At 41.5% G+C, this 23,326-nt stretch carries 21 protein-coding genes; 14 read left to right on the top strand and 7 right to left on the bottom strand.

Annotation, left to right across the window (positions count from 1 at the left end; all coding sequences use genetic code 11):
* Window positions 1-36 precede the first annotated feature (36 nt).
* On the bottom strand, window positions 37-441 hold the full coding sequence (locus PLL47_RS03565; protein WP_324444821.1) for an FxsA family protein: 405 nt from the start codon (window positions 439-441) through the stop codon (window positions 37-39).
* A 518-nt stretch (window positions 442-959) separates the two neighbouring features.
* Window positions 960-1,139, bottom strand: a complete 180-nt coding sequence (locus PLL47_RS03560) for a hypothetical protein (RefSeq protein ID WP_324444820.1) — start codon at window positions 1,137-1,139, stop codon at window positions 960-962.
* Between the two features lie 489 nt (window positions 1,140-1,628).
* On the opposite strand from PLL47_RS03560, the gene PLL47_RS03555 reads away from it, so the two are divergent.
* Window positions 1,629-2,816, top strand: a complete 1,188-nt coding sequence (locus PLL47_RS03555; RefSeq protein ID WP_324444819.1) for a tetratricopeptide repeat protein — start codon at window positions 1,629-1,631, stop codon at window positions 2,814-2,816.
* Window positions 2,817-3,064: 248 nt separating this feature from the next.
* Here the strand turns inward: PLL47_RS03555 and PLL47_RS03550 are convergent, their stop codons facing one another.
* Window positions 3,065-3,859, bottom strand: coding sequence for a metallophosphoesterase (locus PLL47_RS03550; RefSeq protein WP_324444818.1), 795 nt, complete (start codon window positions 3,857-3,859; stop codon window positions 3,065-3,067).
* Between the two features lie 319 nt (window positions 3,860-4,178).
* Here PLL47_RS03550 and PLL47_RS03545 point away from each other — a divergent pair, with 319 nt between their 5' ends.
* Together PLL47_RS03545 and PLL47_RS03540 are read left to right on the top strand one after the other, a co-directional pair.
* Window positions 4,179-4,568 (top strand): hypothetical protein, encoded by a 390-nt coding sequence (locus PLL47_RS03545; protein ID WP_324444817.1) that lies wholly within the window; start codon window positions 4,179-4,181, stop codon window positions 4,566-4,568.
* 252 nt (window positions 4,569-4,820) lie between these two features.
* Entirely contained in the window at window positions 4,821-5,873 is a 1,053-nt protein-coding gene (locus PLL47_RS03540; RefSeq protein WP_324444816.1) for a tetratricopeptide repeat protein, read from the top strand.
* A 56-nt stretch (window positions 5,874-5,929) separates the two neighbouring features.
* On the opposite strand, the gene PLL47_RS03535 is transcribed toward PLL47_RS03540, so the two are convergent.
* Window positions 5,930-6,631, bottom strand: coding sequence for a DUF434 domain-containing protein (locus tag PLL47_RS03535; RefSeq protein WP_324444815.1), 702 nt, complete (start codon window positions 6,629-6,631; stop codon window positions 5,930-5,932).
* A gap of 222 nt (window positions 6,632-6,853) precedes the next feature.
* Between PLL47_RS03535 and ala the strand changes: the two genes are divergently transcribed.
* On the top strand, window positions 6,854-7,834 hold the full coding sequence (gene ala / locus PLL47_RS03530; protein ID WP_324444814.1) for an alanine dehydrogenase: 981 nt from the start codon (window positions 6,854-6,856) through the stop codon (window positions 7,832-7,834).
* Between the two features lie 275 nt (window positions 7,835-8,109).
* Here the strand turns inward: ala and PLL47_RS03525 are convergent, their stop codons facing one another.
* On the bottom strand, window positions 8,110-8,811 hold the full coding sequence (locus tag PLL47_RS03525; RefSeq protein ID WP_324444813.1) for a hypothetical protein: 702 nt from the start codon (window positions 8,809-8,811) through the stop codon (window positions 8,110-8,112).
* Window positions 8,812-9,675: 864 nt separating this feature from the next.
* A complete protein-coding gene (locus tag PLL47_RS03520) occupies window positions 9,676-11,133 on the bottom strand; it encodes a cobyric acid synthase (RefSeq protein ID WP_324444852.1) in 1,458 nt (485 codons plus the stop codon).
* A 432-nt stretch (window positions 11,134-11,565) separates the two neighbouring features.
* Here PLL47_RS03520 and PLL47_RS03515 point away from each other — a divergent pair, with 432 nt between their 5' ends.
* The 10 genes from PLL47_RS03515 (at window position 11,566) to PLL47_RS03470 (ending at window position 21,913) form a co-directional block, all read left to right on the top strand.
* On the top strand, window positions 11,566-12,711 hold the full coding sequence (locus PLL47_RS03515; protein ID WP_324444812.1) for a hypothetical protein: 1,146 nt from the start codon (window positions 11,566-11,568) through the stop codon (window positions 12,709-12,711).
* Between the two features lie 93 nt (window positions 12,712-12,804).
* The gene (locus PLL47_RS03510; protein WP_324444811.1) at window positions 12,805-13,974 is read left to right on the top strand and encodes an ABC transporter permease; all 1,170 of its coding nucleotides are present in this window, start codon (window positions 12,805-12,807) and stop codon (window positions 13,972-13,974) included.
* A 946-nt stretch (window positions 13,975-14,920) separates the two neighbouring features.
* Window positions 14,921-15,142, top strand: coding sequence for a hypothetical protein (locus PLL47_RS03505; RefSeq protein ID WP_324444810.1), 222 nt, complete (start codon window positions 14,921-14,923; stop codon window positions 15,140-15,142).
* A gap of 504 nt (window positions 15,143-15,646) precedes the next feature.
* Window positions 15,647-15,853: a hypothetical protein gene (locus PLL47_RS03500; RefSeq protein WP_324444809.1), complete on the top strand. Its 207-nt coding sequence runs from the start codon at window positions 15,647-15,649 to the stop codon at window positions 15,851-15,853.
* Between the two features lie 400 nt (window positions 15,854-16,253).
* Window positions 16,254-17,774 carry an AMP phosphorylase gene (locus tag PLL47_RS03495; protein WP_324444808.1) on the top strand — a complete coding sequence of 507 codons (1,521 nt, stop codon included), beginning with the start codon at window positions 16,254-16,256 and terminating at the stop codon, window positions 17,772-17,774.
* A gap of 72 nt (window positions 17,775-17,846) precedes the next feature.
* Window positions 17,847-18,380 carry a tRNA (cytidine(56)-2'-O)-methyltransferase gene (locus tag PLL47_RS03490; RefSeq protein ID WP_324444807.1) on the top strand — a complete coding sequence of 178 codons (534 nt, stop codon included), beginning with the start codon at window positions 17,847-17,849 and terminating at the stop codon, window positions 18,378-18,380.
* A 410-nt stretch (window positions 18,381-18,790) separates the two neighbouring features.
* Window positions 18,791-19,207: a hypothetical protein gene (locus PLL47_RS03485; RefSeq protein WP_324444806.1), complete on the top strand. Its 417-nt coding sequence runs from the start codon at window positions 18,791-18,793 to the stop codon at window positions 19,205-19,207.
* 254 nt (window positions 19,208-19,461) lie between these two features.
* The gene (locus PLL47_RS03480) at window positions 19,462-19,971 is read left to right on the top strand and encodes a shikimate kinase (RefSeq protein WP_324444851.1); all 510 of its coding nucleotides are present in this window, start codon (window positions 19,462-19,464) and stop codon (window positions 19,969-19,971) included.
* A 276-nt stretch (window positions 19,972-20,247) separates the two neighbouring features.
* Window positions 20,248-20,526 (top strand): ACT domain-containing protein, encoded by a 279-nt coding sequence (locus tag PLL47_RS03475; protein ID WP_324444805.1) that lies wholly within the window; start codon window positions 20,248-20,250, stop codon window positions 20,524-20,526.
* A 25-nt stretch (window positions 20,527-20,551) separates the two neighbouring features.
* On the top strand, window positions 20,552-21,913 hold the full coding sequence (locus PLL47_RS03470; RefSeq protein ID WP_324444850.1) for a PFL family protein: 1,362 nt from the start codon (window positions 20,552-20,554) through the stop codon (window positions 21,911-21,913).
* Between the two features lie 95 nt (window positions 21,914-22,008).
* On the opposite strand, the gene PLL47_RS03465 is transcribed toward PLL47_RS03470, so the two are convergent.
* A complete protein-coding gene (locus PLL47_RS03465; RefSeq protein ID WP_324444804.1) occupies window positions 22,009-22,905 on the bottom strand; it encodes a hypothetical protein in 897 nt (298 codons plus the stop codon).
* Window positions 22,906-23,326 lie beyond the last annotated feature (421 nt).

Below are 23,326 nucleotides of genomic sequence, written 5' to 3'. Positions count from 1 at the left end.
CGCAATTCGGGCGGAAAAAACTCCATTTCAGGATGGTCATCTGAAGTCCGTGTACATCAGCATCTGGAAGTTTCCCTGCTGTATCTTCTTTCTTATGATTTCTTTTGCTATCCTTACATAGATCTCCCGGATCTGGGGAATAAGCATGGAAAACCCTATGGTGTCGGTCAGGAAGCCGGGGGTCAGGAGGGCAAAGCCTCCTATTAATACAAAGAGCCCATGCAGGAGTTCGTTTCCGGGCATATAACCCTGCCTGGTTGCGTCCTGGATCTGGCAGAGTACCCGAAAGCCCTGGCTTTTTGTCAGGTAAGCCCCAATGCTCGCGGTTATCAGGATAATAAGCACGGTATTCAGGGCTCCGATCATGCCTCCTATCTTGACAAGAAGATAGATCTCCACTACAGGAATGATCAGAAACAGAGAAAAGAGTTTAAGAAACATGGTGGTCAGTTTCAGGGGTCATTAAGTGATTGTAAGATTTTGTGGTTTACAGTACAAACCATTCATCTTACGTTTTTTGGCAATAAGGAGAGTATAGTTCTCATATATTGTTTTTTCGGAACATTATTTTAAAATTAGTAGTGTTTGGTATTGCTTCAATAGAATAAAAGTTCCCTAGCTACCTTAAAACTCGTTATTCAGCCCGCAAATAATTATGAATTTCTCTGCCTTGAGCGGAGCCTGTCAAATCAGATGAAAAAAGAGAGAAGAAATATAAGCGGAAAAAGAAACAGCTACCCGGAGAATTAGGGAGAATTAATATCTGCCTGAGCAGGTGTTAGTGCAATAATCGGGATACAATCTGGACGCTTTATTCTTTATTTACGTTTATTCTTTGTTTACTATAGATTTCTGGGTTACGGAACTGGTTCGCAGAATATCACTGTATCTTGTTCTGAAGTGGTCATGGGATTAAAGTGGTCATGGAATTGTTATCTGGCTCAGGGAATGTACTGGAATCAGTATCTAAAAAACGGAAGAATAGCTAAATCTGCGATTTCCTGATTCAATCTTTTTTGATTTTCATCGATTCTTATCCTGCTTTCTGCCTTTTCGTATCCTCTTTTTAAATTGATTGCAATTTTTGAAATGAAAAGGTTCCTTTTTCCAGCTAATTTTGAATGACTGTCATCTATCATTTAATACGGCTGGTTATTTTTCAATTTTCGATTTATTCCCTATTCGAAATTTTTTAATTCTTTTCTTCCTGAGGGGCTACTATCATTCGATATTCTTTTTAATTCTATTCGTATTTTTATTTATTTAGATGTCTCTTTTTCCTTCTGATCCTTTGTGTCATTTTTTATGTTACTATAACTTCTTGTATATTTTTATTATATCCCCTATATTATCTCGTCTGCTTTTTATCCTGCAAAATTTATTTTTTTAGGAAAACGATGTCGTTCACTCAAATCACTGTTTTATTTTGCGTTACAAAGGGATAGAGTGTTATATGATAATTGTATTATTATACTGGTTCTCTTATGTACTATTTAAACACTAATATTATGTCAAATTGTTATACTGACTATTCACTCACTAATATATTCAACTAAATGTAAAACTATACTCTGGATGTTACACTGACAATCCCCCCATTTAGAACACTCTTCTGAGGTGCCGGATGTATGGACTTTGATCTTATTGATGACTTTGTGTACGAAGTAATTGGAATTATCGGATCTGATCAGAACAACCTCTCCTGTGCAGCCGATTTTGCTCTGGAAAAATCAAAAGAAAAATCTTTACCCCCAGAACTTCTTCTTAACATGTCCAGTGCATGCAGGAAGCAAAAAATGCATATGGAAGAATATGTTTTTGCAAAGGTCTGTTTAATGCAGGCTTCTGGAAAGCTCCGTGAAGAATCCTGCTATGCACTGGGTACTGCAGCACACATACTGGGCTTTTCCACTGAAGCCGAGGCAAGTTACCTTGAAGTCCTGAAAGAAAACCCCGAGAATGCAGATGCAAGATGTGCTTATGCTGAACTTCTTTTAGAGCTTGGAAGGATTGAGGATGCAGAAAATGAGTATAAAACTGTACTTGAAGCCTCACCCGAAAATGTTAAAGCAAATGCCGGGTATGCTTATCTTCTGACCGAATACGGGTACTTCAGGGAAGCAGAAGATCGTTATTTGATAGCTCTTTCCGGCAACCCGGACTATGTTCCTGCCAGAGGCGGGTATGCTAACATGCTTTTTGAACTTGGAAGACTCAGGGACGCTGAAAAAGAATACAGGCTTGCGATGAAGCTTGACTCTGAAGACCCGAGCCTCCACCACAATTTCGGTGTTCTTCTCTCTTTCCTCGGGCGCTTTTCAGAAGCCGAGGTTGAATACCGTAAAGCTCTTTCCCTTAACCCCCGCCACAGGAGAACTCTTTTCAATTACGGAAACCTTCTTGCAAGGGAAGGAAGAGTCTCGGAAGCTGAAGAACAGTACATGGAAGCCCTTGCTCTTGACCCGAACGATGCAAAAGTCCATTGCAATTATGCAAATCTCCTTGCCCGCTTCGGAAGGAGGTATGAGGCTGAAATTGAATACAAAAAAGCTCTCTGTCTTGACCCGGAAAGTGCTGAGGGGCACTACAGCTACGGGAACCTTCTAACTGAACTCGGACGCTTCTCTGAAGCAGAGGGAGAATACAGGAAAGCCCTTGCCCTGAATCCTTATTATCCTCCACTTCACTACAGCTACGGGCTTCTTATGAGAAAAATGAGGCGTTTTGACGAGGCTAAAGTCCAGTATATGAAAGCCATGCAGCTTGACCCGGATATAGGAAGCAAAATGACAGAAACCTGGATTATTCTGGATTAATTTGAGGCATTAAAAAATAATATCTCTCGATATTGTCGAAATGCATATGTACACGGCATAAATCCAGCATCTATCTTTATATTTTTCAACTTTAGCTATTTCTTAACTCAGATTGGTCCCAGTTCACACCGGCAAAACATAAAAGTCCAGTCTGAAGTAGTGACTCAGGCGGACTCGTTCTTTTTTTTCTATATTTTACTTCAACCGCGATTTTTAATAACGCAGCCGGATTTTCCATTTTACTCTTGTCAGCTTTCAAAAGCAACAATTTTTATTTCTTCTTTCTCTATAAGGGCAAAAGCAGCAGCGTTTCCAAGCCCCACATAATCCGGGCAGGAAAAAAGAGAAAGAAGTTTTCCATCAAACCACCATTTATATCCGGTCATGATGGCTGTGTGCCCTCTTACAATTCTTTTCAGGCCATTTGTATCTAAAAAACCCTCAACAATATCAGGGCCGAATTCCCTGACCGTAGAACCTCTTGATGAGATGCTCAGCCCCGGACGTTCTGAAGGGTCATTCCAGAGATAGGGAAAAGCGCCTTCTTTTGTGATGGAACTTATATTTCCTGTACCATCAATTCCTCCATGCACGCAGAAAGTATGCCCTGAAATCACTGCTGCTACAGGCAACCTGTCATATGTTCTGCTGATTTCTAACAGAAAATCTCTATCAAAGCCAATTTCTTCAAAAAAGCCGTAAAAGAAATTCATATCAATGGTTTCGTGATTGCCCCTTAGAAGGAAAACATTTTCAGGATCCTCAAGTTTTACCCTGAATAGCTTTGTAAGGACTTCCGTTCCCTGCATCCCCCGGTCCACATAGTCTCCCAGAAAAAGTATTTTTTTGCAGCCAAGTTTTTCTCTCTTTTGCATAACAAATTCAAGGGCTTCAAGGTTCCCGTGGATATCTCCTATAAGCATAATTGATTCAGGATCGATCCTGAGCACAGCAGACTCGGATTCCAGAACCTCATTTATCTCTGGTAGAATTAGGCGCAATTCTTCTTTTGTTCTTTCTTTCCTGAAGCTGGTTAATGGCATGAAATTTCCCCGTTAAACCCTTTAAATTAAATCCTTTCATACTGCAGCCTGGGTATTTTCTCTTTAATTAAGGTATCTAAGCAGGTTTTAAGGTATAATTATGATTAAGACGTGCTGCTCTGTGTCAGGATATAAACCTCTGTATTTATAGCTATACACTTGTGGAGCTATAAACCTGATTGCCTGCATATACTTTAAAAGGAATGGCAGCCTGATGATATCTAAGCAGAAAGAAGCCGAAATTCAGGAAAATGCGAAAAGTGTAATGAAAGAAAGATAAAAGAAAACAAACGTTCAAGGACATGTGGAGTGTATGAAAATGGAATTTGATATAAACGAACAGGACCCTGAAGAGATGGATCTTGCAGATGTTGTACTTGAATATGATGAGCTTGTTTCTGCAATATCTGTTCTTGAAAAAAGGAGGGAAGAGCTCAGAACCCACATACTGAATACCTTCAGCGAGAAGGGTATAGATGTTTTGAGAGTAGGAAATGTAGAGCTGAGTCAAAAAAGAGTTGACTGGAAAATCTGGCACATCCGCAAGCTGAAACCTTACCTTCAGGAGCGTGATCTCTGGGAAATGGTTGAATCCGTTGACAGGAAAAACCTCAGTAAGCTGATTGAAAGAGGTTTCCTTACCGAAGAAGAGCTCGAGGGTATGTATGATGTGGAGCCGAGGTACAGTCTGCATGTAAAAAGGGTTTAAGAGAGAAAAAATTCAATTTATTCATTTTTATCAATAGCTCCAGATAATAACAAAATGTTATTCTAATTTCCTAAATTAATTTGTCGGTCAAAGGCCACCTAATTTTTTATTCTCGTTTTTACGGTCTCCTCTGGTTCTCTACTTTTTTAAATATATTTTTTTCAATTTATTTGGATTATTTAATATAGCTAATTATTTATAGTCAGTCAAATAAATTAACTATGGTCATAAAATTTAGGAGGTTTTTCTAGCATGGAAATAGATGCCGTAGACAAGCTGGTTTTTCATGTAATCGAGATGGTTGCTGAAGATGAATGTGATCTCGATAAGGTCGTTGAGTTTGTCATTTCTTTTTCACGTGAGAATTTGCTTTCGTCAGATACCCTGCTGAAACTCTCCTCGATTTTCGGCAAAGATCAAATGTACAGGGAAAAGTATGTAATATCAAGGGCATCTGCTTTACTTTTCTCGGGAAAAACGCGGGAAGATGCCCATATGGAAGCGGGGAAGACTGCTTCTTTACTGGGGCTCAGGGACCTGGCTGCCAGAGAATTCAAAGAAATTCTTAAAGATTCCCCGGAAAATGTAAAAGCTCTCTGCGGATATGGAGTCGTGCTTGCTGATGCAGGGGAACTGGATAATGCAAGAGTTCAGTATGAAAAAGCTCTTGAGATCAATCCTTTCCATGTGGAGACGCTCTGTAAACACGGTTGCCTGCTTTACAGGCTCGGTCTGCCGGATGAAGCTGAAGAAGCATACAAAAGGGCTCTTCTCCTTGATCCGGAAAATGTAGAAGCTCACTGCGGGTATGGAATTTTACTTTACAGGCGCGGGCAGAAAACCGAAGCAGGTTATCATTATTCCCGGGCTCTTGAAATTGATCCCAAACACGTTGAATCTAATTTCCGCTATGCCCGACTGCTTGAGGAAAAAGGGGAACCCCTTGAAGCCGAAACCTATTACATAGTAGCTCTCAAAGCAGACCCGGAAAGTCCAAAACTCCACCTGTACTACGCCCGCCTGCTTGCAGAACATGGACTTATTCATGGAGCAAGGGTGCACTTCAGATATGCACTTAAAATCAGCCCTGAGAATGTGGAAGCTCACTGCGAATATGCAAAGCTGCTTGCAAGGTTCGGGCATCGGCACGAAGCTGAAGTCCAGTATAAAAAAGCCCTTGAACTCGATCCAGGGCATTTCGGAAGCCTCTCAGGATATGGAGATTTGCTTAAAGAAAAAGGGCAGCATGCAGAAGCTGAAAAGATTTACAGACAGGCAGAATGTTTCAGACAGGATGCATGGTAATAAATTAATGAGCCCTGCTTTGCTAATCATTTCTACCTTCGGCAGTAAGGTCTGATTCAGTAAAGCCTGATGGGCTCAATTCCTTTTTTTTCCATAAGACAGGCAGGGATATCAAGTACCTGCAGGACCGAGTCAATTATAATTCCATCAGAGGTCGCAACGATAAGATTTTTTTCGGGATTTCCACCTTCTGTTTTCAGGTCAAAATCCGCAGTCTTTGAGGTATGTGCTTCTCCTGGTATTCCGTTTTCTTCAAGTTTGCGGCGAATGAAGCCGGCAAGTTCCCCACTTCGGCTAATCTGGGAATCGAGGAGGAAGGTTACTGATTTCGGGCTGGCTTCGGACAAAAATTCAAGGACTGAATCGAGAGCTTCCTCAATATCTTCAGCCTGACTCGATTTGCTGAAATAATACCTGGTATCCCGGATATACCCGTCGTCGCAGAACCACATGAGTTCGTTTTTCAGGAGGCTGTCAACGCTTAACAGGACATTGTACCCGTCAAGGAGTAGATCTCTGTTACTTATCTCATCGCAGGAGACTTTTTTTTTGATTCTGGAAATCACTTTATCCGGAGGCATAATAACTCTTGTGAGAATATGCCTCTCCTCCACGCTTAGCCTGGAGTGCTCAGCCACAAAACGGATGGTTGCGAATTTGGGATAACCCCAGCGCAGTATACTCCGGATATCTCTGGCAGGCTTCAGCAATTTTTCTCTCAGATCTTGTATGGGAAAAGCATCAGGATTCTCTGGCATAATTCTCCTTCCACGAAGGAAGTTCTTTAAATGAGTGAAGATATGTTATATATACATATTTGCACAAGTAAAAATGACAATCTATGCTACCCGGCAGTTAATATGCCTGTTTGTCTGTCGGTTTCTATTTCGTTTTATTCAATTTAAGCCTGGTTTTCAGCCGGAAGCCAGCTTATATTCAGGATGTGGTGAAAGTCTATGGCTCCGGTGGAGGGTTGCGTTATGGAAGTATTGTGGCTGGCTCAGGAAGAGGTAAAAAGTGTTATCGATATGCATTCTGATATGCAGGTAGTGGAAAGAGCTTTCAGGCAGCATGGGCTTGGCAAGGTTCAGATGCCTCCTAAATCCTATCTTTACTATACGGCTTACAATGGCGACCTGCGGACAATGCCTGCCTATCTTGAAGAAGAGGATATTACGGGCGTAAAAATTGTAAACGTCCATCCGGGAAACCCTATGCGTAACCTTCCTACTGTAATGGCGCTAATCATCCTTATTTCCCCTGAGACCGGAGCTCCTGTCGCAATCATGGACGGGACCTACCTGACCGATATACGGACAGGTGCAGCCGGAGGAATTGCCGCAAAGTATCTTGCAAGAAAAGACTCCAAAGTAATCGGGCTTGTAGGTGCCGGCAACCAGGCAAGAACTCAGCTCGAAGCTCTCTGTGAAGTTTTCGAACCCGAATCTGTCAGGATTAACTCCAGGACAAAGGAGAGCTGTGAAAAATTTATCAGGGAAATGGCCGACATCGTTCCCTGTGAAATCCGTTACGAAGAAAGCATTGAAAAGGTCTGCGACTGCGACATTCTTGTTACAACAACCCCCACCAGAAAACCAATCGTAAAATCAAGCTGGATCAAAGAAGGCACTCACATAAACGCAATAGGTGCAGATGCTGTCGGAAAAGAAGAACTTGACCCCGAAATCCTCCTCCGCTCCAAAATTATTGTTGACGATATGGTACAGGCTCTCCATTCCGGGGAAGTGAATGTCCCCCTGTCCAAACACTATATCTCAGAAAACGATATTCATGCCCAGCTTGGCGAAGTCATGGTCGGCCTCAAACCCGGCAGGACAAGTGAAGATGAGATTACGATCTTTGACTCAACAGGGCTTGCAATACAGGATGTTGCGACTGCGCACCTCGTCTATGAAAGAGCTGTCCGTGAGGGGCTTGGCAGACAGGTTCGTATGTTCTGAAAACCTTTTTACTATTTCCATTCCTGTTTCCTCAGGATTCTTAAAAACAGTTATTAAACAAGTACCGAAATTACAAGAGATTCCTAACCTTAAAGGCTGGAAATTTGAACTGATGACGGAAGAATAAACCGATGACAGAAAAATAGATAGTTCCATAGGATCAGTTGTTTTCTATGGAACTGAATTCTCTTTTTTGTTCTGTTTCTTTATTTTGAACTTATATCTACTAAAGAGATTTACTGAGCAGTCATCAAAAAGGCTGGATTAAAGCCCTTTTACCTTATTTTTGTTTTTCTCTCTTTTTGTTTTTCGGGACTGAGAGTAAATTCTTTTTCAATGTCTCCAACGGTTATTGTATAATTGCCCGCAGGAAGTGAATCTGTATCATATTTGAAGCTGAATTTTCCTTTTGAGTCGGCTTTTGCCGCTTCATAAGAAGTCTCAAACGTAAGCTTTACCTGTCCATTGTTTGAATTATGTTTATACTTATTTTTCGTAGATGCTTCTTTTGTGTTTGTAATATTTCCATCAATTTTTACAAAATAACTCATCCAGGAAGGTATGTTCGACTGAGAAATTGAAGCATTGCCTTCCAGGGCATTTGAACTCTTTGTAAACCATTTAAATTTCTTGACTCTTACGTTCATGTCCTTGACTGTGACACCGTTCTCTCCGGTGGCATTGACCTGGAATAAGTTTTCGCCGCCAGAAATTGGCTTTGGTATCTTCAGCTTATTTATCTGATATCTGTAATTTTTTCCTGAAACCGGAACCATTTCTTCGTGTAAAATGGATACTTCAATTATTTCGTCATTAGATGCCTTTCCGGTGATTGTAATAACATCTCCTGCGCTGGGACATGCCGGAGATAATTCCCAGCTTGTAACCTCAGCAGATGCGGGTGCTATTAAGATTCCTGCAGCTGCACAAAACAGGATTGTTATAAAGAGGGTTTTCCTCTGAAATGCATTTCTCAAAATAGATCCTCCTTTTAATGCCTACATGGCTTTTCAGGCAGACATAAGTAATATATAAGTGGAATTTTTCTGATATTTCTTTAAAAACTTTTTAATTAAATGATCTTTATTAGTTTTAAAATTTTTGTCTACATTTCTTCCGTCGGAACATTATCTTAAATATTTAACTATTCGGTTTTGATATTGATCTATTCTGATAGAAATAAGATGGTATTTTATGGGCATTTTCTATGGAATTAGAGATCAATAGAATCGTTGATGTAAACACATAATATTTTTACAGATCTGGTATTGCCCGGAAAACAGTATATGTACTTCAAAAAAATAAGGATGTTTGACTGGTTTTTCGATGGGGTTTGTGGATTTTCATACTTCAAAAATTTACATACTTTTCCGAATTCCATATCTGAAATGAAAATTCAAGTTCTGCAAAGGGTAGTTATAGAGTTTTGAAGTCTGGAGTTTAGTGATCTTAGATCAGTAAGATAAATTCATAAGGCATAAATACTCAACAGTAAAATACCTATTGTTGAGCGGGTAACATTCTGGGTTTTATTCACCCTCTACGAGCAAACATACAGCCCCCATTTGGTATTAATTTTCCTTTCTGAAATATTCCCCATATTCCCCCCTCTGACCGCTCAACTTCTCTTTTCGGACACAGAGCTTCGAGAAGCATAAGGAATGCTTCTTTTTGCCTGCGCAGTTTAAAATTTTTTATGGGTGTAAACCCTTGATTTTTTTCTTGATGCAGGTCTTTTCTGGCTTTATTAGCGACCAACAGCAGAATGGCATCTGGCTTACTGATTTTTTTAGTTCCAGCTATTCCTCAATCTTTCCAGAACCTGCTCATAATCGGTTTTTTCAGACCCCTGCAATCTCATAAAGCTTTTTCATGTCTATGTTTTGCTCAACCACATTTGCGAGTTCTTCATAGGCATCGTTTTCACTCACGACCTCTTCAGGCTCATATTCCAGACCTTTCTTCTCATAGAGATATCTGACAAGGGCATTTCTTATATTCCTGTTATCAAAGAGCCCGTGAAGGTATGTGCCGATTACGAGGCCGTTATCATCAACAGCTCCATCGTCTCCGAAAACGGTGCGGTTAGAATCGGTGACTCCCATATGAATCTCATAACCTTTTATCTCTTCACCATCTATGGGTTTCAGGATAGGACCATAACCGTTGACTTTCTTTGTTACCTGAATTGTTCTCTTTTTGTATTCTCCAAACCTGGTCCCTATGTCCAGAAGACCAAGGCCCTCAAACTCAGCTTCGACCCCGTTTTCCACCCCGGAATCAAATATAGTTTTGCCAAGCATCTGGTAACCGCCGCAGATCCCGAAGATAGGGATTTTTCCTTTGAAAGCCTGAATTTTTTTGTCCATTCCGCTTGCCCTGAGGTCAAGAAGGTCGTTAACCGTGTTCTTCGTTCCAGGGATCATTATTGCATCGGGGTTTCCGAGATCTTCGTCAATATCTACGTAACGTACTTTAACGAGCCCTTCAAGGGGTTCGAAATCCGTAAAGTTTGAGATTCTTGGAAGGCGGATTACTGCAACTTCGATTTCTTTTTTCGTTTTTGAGTCCTCTTTATCCCCCAGTGATACAGAATCTTCGGAGGGAATGCGGAGCTTGAAATGAGGAAGAACGCCGAGAACAGGGATTCCGGTTTTTTCCTCAAGCTGCTTGAGCCCGGGCCTCAGGATTTCGATGTCGCCTCTGAACTTGTTGATTATAAACCCTTTGACGTTTTTCCTTACATCTTCAGGCAGAAGGGCAACTGTCCCGTAAAGGCTTGCAAACACACCTCCCCTTTCAATATCTCCTACAAGGATTATCGGAGCCTGAGTGAGCCTTGCAGTGCCTATATTCACAATATCCCTTTCATAAAGGTTAATCTCTGCAGCTCCCCCTGCTCCTTCCATGACAATGATATCGTGTTCTTTCCAGAGTCTTTCGAGAGCTCCTTTAAGGACTGCGTGCATCTCTTCAATGGAATCATAGTACTGGCCTGCACTTTTGTCAGCATAGGGTTCACCCAGCAGGATCACCTGAGAAACACAGTCCCCTTTAGGTTTCAGGAGGACAGGGTTCATATCTGCAGTCGGCTCGGTTCCTGCGGCTTTTGCCTGGATGGCCTGTGCAATTCCTATTTCCTTTCCGTCCTTTGTAATCCAGGAGTTCAGGCTCATATTCTGGGCCTTGAAAGGAGCAACCCTGTAGCTTCTGGACAGGATCCTGCATATGGCAGTTACGACTGAACTTTTCCCAACATGAGAGGCGGTTCCCAGGATCAAGAGGCTTTTTTTCTCCATTTTTACCATACCTTCTGCTTGAACAGGTATTTTTATATAATTCATGTCTTACTAAAGGTTTAAAGCAATGATTTTTCTAAAATCGGCGATGAGATTTTTGCTCACATAGGCATAAATCAAGTAAACTTGATTAAATTTAATAATTGTCATCTTATACTTCAACTAAAGAATATATACTTTCGGATTCCTTGCAGGTTTTGTTTAGTTAGCTTAAATAACTTTTTTATTTTTCTTTAATCATACCTTTTTCAATTTTTATTTTCTTGTCTTTTTTGTTTCTTGTTTTTGACTTTGATTACATTTTTATCTGCTTACCGTGCTTTTTCTGTTTTATCCTGTACTCACGTTATAAAACAGTGAATTTATCCGGCTACATTTCTTTTAAATAAGATCAAAACAATCTTTTTGTTATCGAATCGGGGAAAAAAGACCATGAAAGCCGCGTTTCTCTTACTTATTTTATTTCTTCTATCGGCCCTCCCGACCTCAGCAGCAGACTCTCAGGTTGAAGGAACAGGTTCAGCCCACATAGTCGAACTTTACAGTGATATCGAGTCCTTTGATGTAACATTCTACTCATCTGGGCAAGAAGAGAATCTTACTCTGGAGGTTTCTCTTGTCAGGCCTGATAAGGATGAAAATGTCATTGCTGCACAGGAATTCTCAACTGGCAGTCTTCCTGCAAATACGAGAGTTACGAAAGTTGGCTTCTGGAATGTCAGAAATGCCGAACGCGGAGCTTACACTCTGAAAGCAAGGCTTCTGGAACAGGGGCAGGTACTTTCTGAATCGGAATACGATTTTGTTTACGGCAGCAATTCAGCTTCCAGACTTCAGCTGGATGATCTTGTCCCTAACTCCGAGGGGATCTCTGTTGTGCTCTCTCCAAAACAGGCCTCACTTTTTGATATCGAGTATATGCTTGTGGACGGGCACGATGTAATATATAAAACAAAAACCGAAAAAGCATCCCTTACCAGTATTCCAGAAACCTTTTCTGCATCCTGGGGTTCCCTCCTCGAAAATAATAAAGAATATGCTGGAAGAGTTAAGGTTCAGGTCTACTCTCCCAGCCGGGGATTTATAACTTCAACAGAGAATTTCACTGCCAGAGACGATGCAGAGATTACTGACATTTACGAAGATGAAACCGGGGCAAGTGCAACTGTTTTAGGGCGTTCTCAGGTACCTTTTGAAGGAAGCCTTGCATTTTCAGTATATAAAGTACAGGAAACTTCAGGAAGCGGCAGTTCTGTGTTTGTCGAATCTATCCGCGAGAGAGTCCCTGTGCTTTTGACTGATGACGATGAGACCGTTGAGGTTGCCTGGAATGAAAGGCTCACTGAAGGGGTTTACAGGCTTGAGATTGAACTCTTCGGAAACGACGGAGATGTTATCGAACGCAGGGAAACCATTATCGAATCTGATCTTGCTCCCTCAAATGCAGGTGAAATAATCCCTGATACAAAAAACGAAACATCGAATAAAAGCAGTGGAAATGGCATTCCGGGTTTTTCTATTAATGCCGGAGTTGCAGGGCTTTTTCTGGTTTTTGCCTTTTTTAAAAAGCTGCATTAACCATCTTGAGTAAAAGTACAGATGAAATGATCTGAATAGATCATGAAGTGATCAGAATAGATCCTGATAAAGCTTAAAAAAGCCGTGAGTCTCATGCATTATGAACTCTTTATCGCCCTCAGGCAGATCCGGACAAGAAAATTCCAGACTCTCCTTTCGGTAGGAGCAATAGCTCTTGCTGTGATGGTACTTACGGTTTCCCAGGCTCTTATGGTGGGATTTACTGATGAGCTTTACAACACTACTGTGGATAAACTACCTCATGTCTCGGTATCTCCGCAGGAAGGTGAGGACTATATCTATCTTTACGGGACTCTGATTGAAAGAATAAGTGCAATTGAAGGAGTTACTGCAGTTTCTCCCTTCCTTTCAGGGCAGGCTTCTTTCAGATTCAAGGATAATTCCCTGAATGCCGAACTCAGGGGCATGATCCCCACTCAGGAAAATGAAATCAGCTCCATCGAAGAAGATATGGTTGAAGGCAGTTTCCGGGAACTTGAATTTTCAAGAAATACCGTGGTTATCGGCTCAAAGCTGGCTGAAAAGCTCGAAGTTAACCTGGGAGACTCCGTAGATGTGTCTTTTCCTAATGCAAATCCTCTCTCCCTCAGGGTTGTGGGGATTTTTCATACCGGTTCTCCTCTGGATGAGTCTCTTGCCTATACATCCCTGGATACTGCCAGGGAATTCTATGATGTCCCGGATGTTGTTAATGGGGTCTGGGTCAGGCTTAGCGATTTTAACAGGGACAGAGAAGTTGCAAGCGAGATCGAAAAACTTGGATATAATGCAAAGGGCTGGACAGAAACAAACCCTGCGATCCTCCGTACCATTGCTATCGAAAGCACATCAAACAACGTTGTATACGGACTTATTATTGTCATAGCCTCTTTTGGTGTGGTAAGCACCCTTAACCTTTCGGTTATCGGCGCAACAGGCCAGATAGGTATGCTCCGGGCTATGGGCACTTCTGTTTCAAGTATTCAGAAAATTTTTATCCTCCAGAGCGGGATTCTCGGTCTGCTGGGCGCTCTTGCAGGTACTTTTGCAGGGGTCCTTATATCCCTGGCTATAGGACAGTATGAGATCCCTGCAGCTTCTTCCGATGTTTATGGGGGTATTTCCTTTATCCCTATTGTTGTGCGCGCTCAGGATATTGTTGTCATTATTCTCGCTGTTTTCCTGCTGAACCTTATTACAGGAATTTATCCTGCTCGTCAGGCGGCGAAGCTGGACCCTGTAAAAGCGATAAGCACCAGGTGATATGTTAAAAAGGGCATATGCCTGCAAAAAATAAGAGCCAAACTATATTGAAATCAGGCAAAATATGGAGTGTCGATAAGTATAATAAGCCCATAAGCAGTTGAATACGATACATTACAGGTAAGAATCGTCTGTAACAATGGGAATTATCCCACAGGGTTTTCTTCTTTTCAGTTCTCATTCAAAATAATTTATGGCGCCAAAAAAATTAATGACGCTCTTAAAATTATCTACGACATTAAACATTTCAATATGAAACAATACGTCACACGGATTGAAATTTCAATCCCGGTAATTATATATCTTTTTTGACGAATAATTACTTACTTAGTAGCATAGCGAACAAAAGCGAACAAAAACCTTGTGCAGGAATTCTCATCAACTGATCATTGTATGGGAATTCTCTTTTCTTATTTTTACATTCTAAGACCTGAACTCATTTTTTTACATCTGTCCTCTATCTGTTGCATATATGCTCTATCCCTGCTCAGGAATCTCATCCCGTATTCCAGAAAATGTTTTAATAACTTTAAGTATTTTAATAACTTTAGACTTTTCTGAAGAATTTCGGAAACTATATTTATGCTGGCATTGTATATTTGCGCGCTAACCTTTAGCACAGACCGAACATTTGAGTGGGGGATTGCCAGCAACTGATCACTGCATAAATGGAATTCCCTTTTTATTTTCTTTTATGATAGCCGTTTTTTAGATCAGATTAACTCTTTCTTAAATAATGATTTTTTTGATTTATCAGCAGTTCTTAAGTTTTATTGTCCTGAAGTTTTCTCCAGAAACCTGAGATTTTTCCAATATGGTAAAATATGTAGCTATAGTTTTATTCTGGTTTGTTATATCTCAGGTATCTTCTTAAAATCCTTTGATATCTGAGGCTTCTGATGCCGGATCCAAATATTTATATTCTTTGGTAGATAATTTTACTGTAATGGACGACAGTAAAGAGTACAAGCTTTATCTCGAAGCTCTTGACGAAGAAAGATCCGCATGGGGGAGAAGAACCGCTATAAAGAGGCTCAGTGAATGCAAAACTGAAGAATCTCTTTATTACCTTAACGAACTTGTTGTTGACAGGTATTTTCTGGTTCCAGACTGGCTTAAAAGGATTGCAAGAGAATATTATGTCTCCCTGTGCCTTGAGTTTCTGTAAAAGCCTGATTTTTTAACCCTTTATTCTTCAGGTATTTTTACCTTTCAAATAGCCGTACCCAGGTTTATATCATTCCAGAACTTTCTAAAATGATGTTTTTCAAAGATAGTTTTCGGTGCCATTCAGCTGAAAGCTGGCCTGGTAATAAAACTGCAGTATCTGAACAATAATAACATTGAGAAATACCATATGATGGAGAAATTCCTGCTTTTTCGAAAAAAATTGGTTTTTTTTCGCGAATTAATCTCTTGCTTCAAAATCAAAAACTATAAATTTATTTAGAACTAGAAGGCTGTACATCTGTACATGTATGGTTGCTTTACTGAGCTAAAAAAGCCATTTCTTTCCGTTGATAATATAATTACTGCCTGATTCTTTGTCAAATTCGGGTTTTTATGATTAATGAAAGCTCTAAAGGTAATTTCAAAGAATAACTTGAAAACGGTAAGTTGAAAGCTTGTTTGAACTATAATTTGCTGTAATTACTCAGGAGGGAACGTATTTATGCCGAAGGATACTGAAATGAATTTGGGAGGGCCAACAGCAATTTTGCTGCTTATCGGAGGAGTATTTACTGTTATTCTATTCTATTTTATGTTCCAGTTTGCTGAACAGGAAAACCTTTTCATGGTTATCTTAACTGCACTATTGATAGGCGCAATTTCAATGGTTGTAGCTAAAGGTCTTGTTCGCCTCTCCAGGCGCAAATAACTTAATTTCAGTGCATTTTTATTTGTGAATTCTTTTTCTCTCTTTTTTGTATCTGCACTTTTTAGATACAGTTTGATCTCAGGTTGTGCCCCGAGTTTTTACAGAGCGGTTATCATGTTTATCTTTCTTTTTGCCAGGAAGGAGTTTCAGAAAATAATAAAAAGGTTAATATGTGGGATCAATTCAGTATTTAGTCTGATATCTTAATCTGATAATCAGAATCTATATCAGGTATCATACCTTGCCTATCTGTATGCGTATGCCCTTAATTTATCATATTTTTTCAGACTTTCTGTCGGTTTTCGGCGCTGGAAAACCAGCAGAATATTCATTTCAGGCGAAATAAATTACAATGACAATATCACTATTATATTGAGAATGAAAAGGATGGTGTTATTCGATGCAGTTGAAGCTGGAACATTTCAATATAAAAATTGGACAGCACAAAGCTCTACTCAATATTGCCGATGCGAAGGAACTGGGAATCAACCCGGGAGACAGAGTCCGCATCCGGGGACATAAAAGCCTTTCTGCCATCGCAGATACGACTGAAGATATGGTTCCTCAGGGAACTCTGGGTGTCTTTTCTGAAGTTTATGAGCACTTTGAGAACTGGGACAAGCCGGTCGAAGTAGTTCCGGCATTTCGCTCTAAATCCACAGCAGTTATCAAGAAAATGCTGGACAAAAAACCCGTTATCCAGGAAGAGATCAAGATGCTTGTAAGCGACATAGTTGATGAAAACCTGAGCGATGTCGAGCTTTCTGCATTTATAACAGCTTCTTATATCCACGGGATGACTGACGACGAAGTCGAATGGCTTACAAGGGCAATGATAGAAACCGGAGATACTATCGAATTTGATACACATCCTATCATGGACAAACACTCAATAGGAGGAGTGCCCGGAAACAAGATTTCCCTCCTTGTTGTACCCATAGTTGCTGCAAACGGGCTGCTCATCCCCAAGACAAGTTCAAGAGCAATAACGGGTGCAGGCGGGACTGCAGATCTCATGGAGGTTCTCTCTCCTGTTGAATTCAGCTCTCAGGAAGTGAAGGAGATCACCGAGAAAGTGGGAGGTGCGCTTGTCTGGGGCGGAGCCACAAATATTGCGCCTGCGGATGACAAGCTCATCAGAGTTGAGTACCCTCTCTCCATTGACCCCTATTACCAGATGCTTGCATCGATCATGGCAAAAAAAGGAGCTATCGGGGCAGACAATGTGGTAATGGATATTCCTGTCGGGCCGGGCACGAAGGTTCCCAATGTTCAGGAAGGGCAGAGGCTGGCAAGAGACCTCATCAATCTCGGGCACAGGCTTGGAATGAATGTTGAATGTGCCATTACTTACGGTTCGTCCCCCATTGGGAGAAGAGTAGGTCCCTCTCTGGAAGTAAGGGAAGCAATGAAAGTTCTGGAAAGCATGGAAGGTCCAAACAGCCTTATTGAAAAGAGCGCTGCCCTTGCCGGGATTCTTCTTGAGATGGGAGGCGCGGCTCCGAGAGATCATGGAAAAGAGCTGGCACTTGAAACACTCAGGAATGGAAAAGCCCTACAGAAGATGAAAGAGATCATAGAAGCTCAGGGTGGAGATCCAAACATTAAATCCGATGATATACAGATAGGGCAGTATACTGCCGACATCTTTGCTTCTACAGACGGGTATGTTATGGAGTTCGACAACAAATGGATAATTGAGATTGCCAGGCTTGCAGGGGCTCCTAATGACAAGGGGGCTGGAATTGCGATACACAAGAAAAGAGGAGAGCAGGTCAAAAAAGGAGATTCGATTCTCACAATCTATGCTGAAAAAGAGTTCAAGCTTGATAACGCATTGACAACTGCTCAGAGAACAAACCCGATAATAGTTGAGGGAATGCTTCTCAGGAGAATTCCCGGGACTTATGGGTTCCAGTAACCCTATTTTTTTCTCTGTTCCCGTGAAATTTCAGTGAAACCCTTTAATACCTTGTCAGGGTTTTAGCCGGGTATGAAGAGAATTGTATTACTGCGTCTGGGGCACCGTCCTGAAAGGGACAAGAGAATTACCACACATGTTGGCTTAACTGCCAGGATGCTTGGAGCTGAGGGCATGCTTCTTGCTTCTGACGACTCCGGAATAGTGCAGAGCCTTGAAGATGTGGTCCAGCGCTGGGGTGGAAACTTTTACATTAAAAATAACGTCAGTTTCAAGCAGGAAATAAAAAAATGGAAAGAAGAAGGCGGGAAAGTCTGCCACCTTTCCATGTACGGGGTCAACCTTCCCGATGTTACTGATGAGCTCAAAAAGTGCGACAAACTCATGATCGTTGTTGGAGCAGAAAAGGTCCCACCTGAAATTTATCAGCTCGCTGACTGGAACGTAGCTGTGGGCAGCCAGCCCCATTCCGAAGTTGCGGCGGTAGCAATCACAATGGACAGAATCGCTGAAGGGGAGCCGCTCAAAAAAGAGTTTCCAGGCGCTGAATTGACAATTATCCCTGCTGAAAGGGGCAAACACGTGATCGAAAATATAAAAGAATAAGCCAGGATTTTGAAACAGGATATAACAGCAGATTATAAATTTTTGGCTTTCATATTTTTTTGAAAGCTGACTCTGTCTTCAGGCTAGCAGGTTTTTAATTAGACGTACCCTGTATGTTATTACTAATTTTTAGAATAGTGTTAAATATAAGTTCAAACAAGGTTAAATGTCTAAAGGCAATCGTTCCTCCTGCTTATGTAAGGATCCGGATTTTCCGTTTTCGTTCCCGCCAGAAGGAGCTTACAGTCATGACTTGACAGCGGTTCCGGAATTATTGTATTATCCGGTTCGGGGGTGCATGCTGGCAAACTTTTCGAGTCAGACACTTTATTTGTCAGGCATCCCTTCCGTTTTTCTTTGCTCTTTTCTGAAAAATGGATATATTCAAATAATATTAAAAAGTATGATTAATGACTCATATGGACATACCAGCTCAGGAAATTAATTTATTAGCCGGATCAGCACTTTTTTTAGTAATTCTGGCTTTATTTTTACACTTTTATAAGATCAGGCTTCTTTCTAATTCTCTCAAGCTCTGCAACTGGATCTGCGGGATGGCGATCAGTTCGGACAGCCCCTGGGTCAAAATGCTTGTTCTCCATCTTGTGTTTTTTATCAGGCTTCTTATGTACCTTGCAATTATTTCCCTCGAACAGGTGGATAAGCTTACAACCCGGAGCCTGTTCAGGCATTATATCTCAGGAAACAGGATTGTCCTTCTTGAGTTCATGTCAGCTTTCATGAGTTCCTCTAAAGAAGTTGAGAAGCGTATTTGCAGCCAGAGCTATCAAAAGACAGGAAGGAAAGAACAGCTCATAAGGAAATGATTTATTAAGCCTATACAGCTTCTTAAATCTTGTATCGGCTTCTCGATCTATCGTAAGTGTTGGCTAAATATACCTCATATGCCTGAAATATTTTATATATATCCTGTGAGTTTTCTTTTCCTCAAAATTATTCTCATTGCATACTTTATATAGCAGAAGATTATATTTTGTCCTGACATTCTGGACTGCCGACCCTTTATCCCGGGATTTTTCGGCACTGTGTTCTTGATTTTACAGGCAGGAAGCGTGTGGCAATGAACATAACATTAATCGGTATGGCAGGAGCAGGGAAAAGCACTATAGGGAAAGCACTTGCAAAACGCCTTAATTACACTTTTATTGACGTTGACCGCCTGATTACTGAAAAAACAGGAATGCCCCTTCAGGACCTCATTGATAAACAGGGTGATTCTGCCCTTATAAGGTTTGAAGAGGAAGCCATTCTGGGGCTCGGGCAGCTGGACAACTGCATTATCTCTCCCGGAGGGAGCGTGATCTATTCCAGAGATGCCATGAGGCACCTGAAAGAAATATCGAAGATTGTCTTTCTGGACGCTCCTTTCAGAAGCATCGTAAGAAGGATTCCTAATGCAAGAAAAAGGGGCATAGTAGGGCTCAGGGACAGAAGCCTTAAAGAGCTTTTCGAAGAAAGGCTGGTTCTGTATAACAAATACGCCGATTTCTCTATAAAAATCAGGGGCAGGGAAAATGTTCAGAGCCTTGCGGAAAGAGTTATCAAGCTCTGTTTTGGAGCGGAGCCCTGACCTGAGCATTAATTTTCTCCTGGAATACAGACTGAGACGATTCCATTTTTTTACTCTTAAAAACGCTTTTTCAACCATTTTCTCTGCTACTTTTTTAAAACATCATTTTGAATAAATTTTATTCCTACCGGATTAAATGGCTATGTCAGAGTTAGAACCTTCTACTTTAACAGTTTACTTTATTATCTATCAGGTCTTCAATCCAGACAAAATTCTTTGTTTACAGTTTTCATATATCAACCTGCCAGACAAAAGCAGGCTAACAGGAGATACTTCATGACATCAGGCCGTTTCATTATCACGGTAATTGGCAGCGACAGGGTAGGAATTGTTGCCAGAATAACCACTGTTATGGCAAGTTACAATGTAAACATTGTCGACATTACCCAGACTATCATGCAGGGCATCTTTACAATGATCATGCTCGCAGAAGCCCCTAAGGAAAACTTTGACCTTGCAGCTTTCCAGCAGGCTATGGATGCTGAAGGAAAGAGCCTGGGGGTTGAGGTTAAGGTGCAGCATGAAGATGCTTTCCGTTTCATGCACAGGATCTGATCTTGCAGGTGCAGGAGGATTTTTCATGCTTATAAATCCGAAAGAAATCCTGGAAACAATTCAGATGGTCAGGATGGAACATCTGGATATCAGGACAGTTACTATGGGGATCAGCCTCAGGGATTGCAGCCATCCGGATATCGATGTCTTTAACGAGAACATCTACGAGAAAATAACTTCCAGGGCAAAGGACCTTGTCAGGACGACAAATGATATTCAGAGCCTTTACGGGATTCCTATCATTAACCGGAGGATCTCCGTAACTCCCATAGCCATAGCAGCCGAAAGCTGCAAATCTCAGGACTTTGTCTCCGTTGCAAAGACAATGGATGAAGCCGCAAAAGAGGCAGGTGTTGATTTTATAGGAGGGTTCAGCGCCCTTGTTCATAAAGGGACAACACCCGGGGACTTAAAGCTCATAAACTCAATCCCTGAAGCTCTTGCATCTACCGAGAAGGTCTGCTCGTCCGTAAACGTTGCAACCACAAAGGCGGGTATCAATATGGACGCCGTCGGCATGATGGGGCAAGTAATCAAAGATACTGCTGAACTGACTTCCGACAGGGACGGGATAGGCTGTGCCAAACTCGTGGTTTTTGCAAACGCCCCTGAAGACAATCCCTTTATGGCAGGAGCTTTTCACGGTATAGGTGAGTCCGAGTGTGTTATCAATGTGGGCGTAAGCGGGCCTGGAGTGGTTAATGCGGCTGTTTGTGAGCTCGAAAACCCTGATCTCACGGAAATTTCGGAGACGATCAAAAGGACAGCCTTCAAAATTACACGAATGGGAGAAATGGTCGGAAGAGAAGTATCCAGAAGGCTTGGTGTGGAATTCGGAATTCTGGACCTCTCGCTTGCCCCAACTCCGGAAATCGGGGACAGTGTTGCAGCCATTCTGGAAGCTATGGGCCTTGAGCGCTGTGGAGCCCACGGCACGACTGCAGCCCTTGCACTTCTCAACGATGCCGTAAAAAAGGGCGGAGCAATGGCTTCTTCTTCCGTGGGAGGCCTCAGTGGGGCTTTTATTCCTGTCAGCGAGGACGCAGGCATGATTGAAGCAGTAAAAGCCGGAGCTCTTTCTCTTGAAAAACTCGAAGCTATGACCAGCGTCTGTTCAGTCGGCCTTGACATGATAGCAGTTCCAGGCGATACCCCTGCTGCTACCCTTTCCGCAATAATTGCTGACGAGATGGCAATTGGGGTAATAAACAAAAAGACAACTGCAGTCAGGGTGATTCCAGCACCCGGAAAAGGGGTGGGAGATTCCGTGGAATTCGGCGGACTGCTCGGAAGTGCACCTGTTATGCAGGTAAGCAATTTCAGTTCAGAAACTTTTGTTAAGCGGGGAGGAAGAATTCCGGCTCCTATACAGTCACTGACAAATTAAAGATCCCGGAACTTTTTTCCGGAATTGGTTTTTTCCAGAATTATTTTTTCTGGATTATTTTTGTACTGTTTTTACTATCACTTTTTTCTTCCTTTCTACTTTGAGTCTACCCACAGCGATCTCATCATTTCTCTTATTTCTTCTATTTTTTTAATACTTTCTTCATTGTTTATCAGGTCAAGTTCGTTAAAAGTTTCAAGGGCGATCTTTGCTGCAATTGAGGCATCATTCAGGTACCTGTTCCCTGCGCTGCTCATAATTGTCTGGAGGGCTGAAGCAGCCTGAAAAACGGCGTTTTCCATTTCTTCTTCCTCAGCGCTTTTTCCTATTTCTTCAATAGAAGCTGCGATGCTTCCTGTAGCACTCTGGAGGTTTTCTTCCATAGCTGCTGCCGCCATTTCTTCTAACATGATTTCCGCTCCGATTGCAGCTTCTTCAAGAGTTTTCTGAGCAGCCAGCTTTCCGGTATCTCCAAGGCAGGAAACGCATATGGCAGCATTTTCCGAAACATCGGGAAATCTCGTTCTGGCAGCAGCTTTTCCTATCTCGCCAAGCCCGATTGTAACCGCGATAGTTTCCTTTTCTCTGTTCATGAGAGCAGCAGTGTTTCCGCTTTTCCCTAGCATTGATGCTGCAAGTCTGGCTACAGTTTCAAGCTGCTGTTCTGCAGCTGTTTTTCCTATGGTCCCGAAAGAAAGCAGGACTTTGACAGTCGTATTTTCCATATTCTGCTTCATTGAGCACTCGAGTATCTTATCCAGGGACCTGATAGCATTCACTGCTGCATTTTCCATTCTCTGAAGGGCAGCAGCCTTTCCTATTTCTTTTATGGAAGTTATCGTTTGTTCAGCTTCCAGCTCCTTTCTTTCACTCAGGTAACCTTTTCCCATCTCTGTCAGAGAGGCAAGAGCCTGGCTGACGCCCTCCTCAAATTCTTCATCAATGAAAGCCAGACCTTCCTGTATTATCTGGTCATGATTTCTTGAAAGCATAGCTTTGAAGCTCCTTTTCGGCAGGTATGCCCTCTATCCTATCCCACTGCTTCTCTTTTTACGGCTACTTATATGACATCGGCTGTTGCTTAAAATATCCTTTTTTATTTCATCTGTTTTTAAAAGCCCGTCCAGATAAATGGAATTATAAAAATGTCAGAAAAACAAGAAATGTAATTAGAGCTTCAGTCTGCTCTTTTCCAGAAACCCCTCATTTCACAAATCCCCCTACTTTCTATTTCTTCTCATACTTTAATGTATATTTATGCCTTCCCGGGTTCAAATATTTTCAGGTAACAAAATGAATTTTCAAGTATATTGACTCAATCTTTAGAACATTGATACGAACTGTAAGTAAAAGAGCAGATAAACTGTAAGTTACGACTGAAGTTCAACCCTTTATCAGAAAATAATACGAAAG

Origin of the sequence: Methanosarcina sp., assembly GCF_035390745.1 — an archaeon.
Lineage (GTDB): Archaea > Halobacteriota > Methanosarcinia > Methanosarcinales > Methanosarcinaceae > Methanosarcina.
Note: the sequence above shows the minus strand (reverse complement) of the source record. Positions and strands in the feature narration are given on the sequence as shown.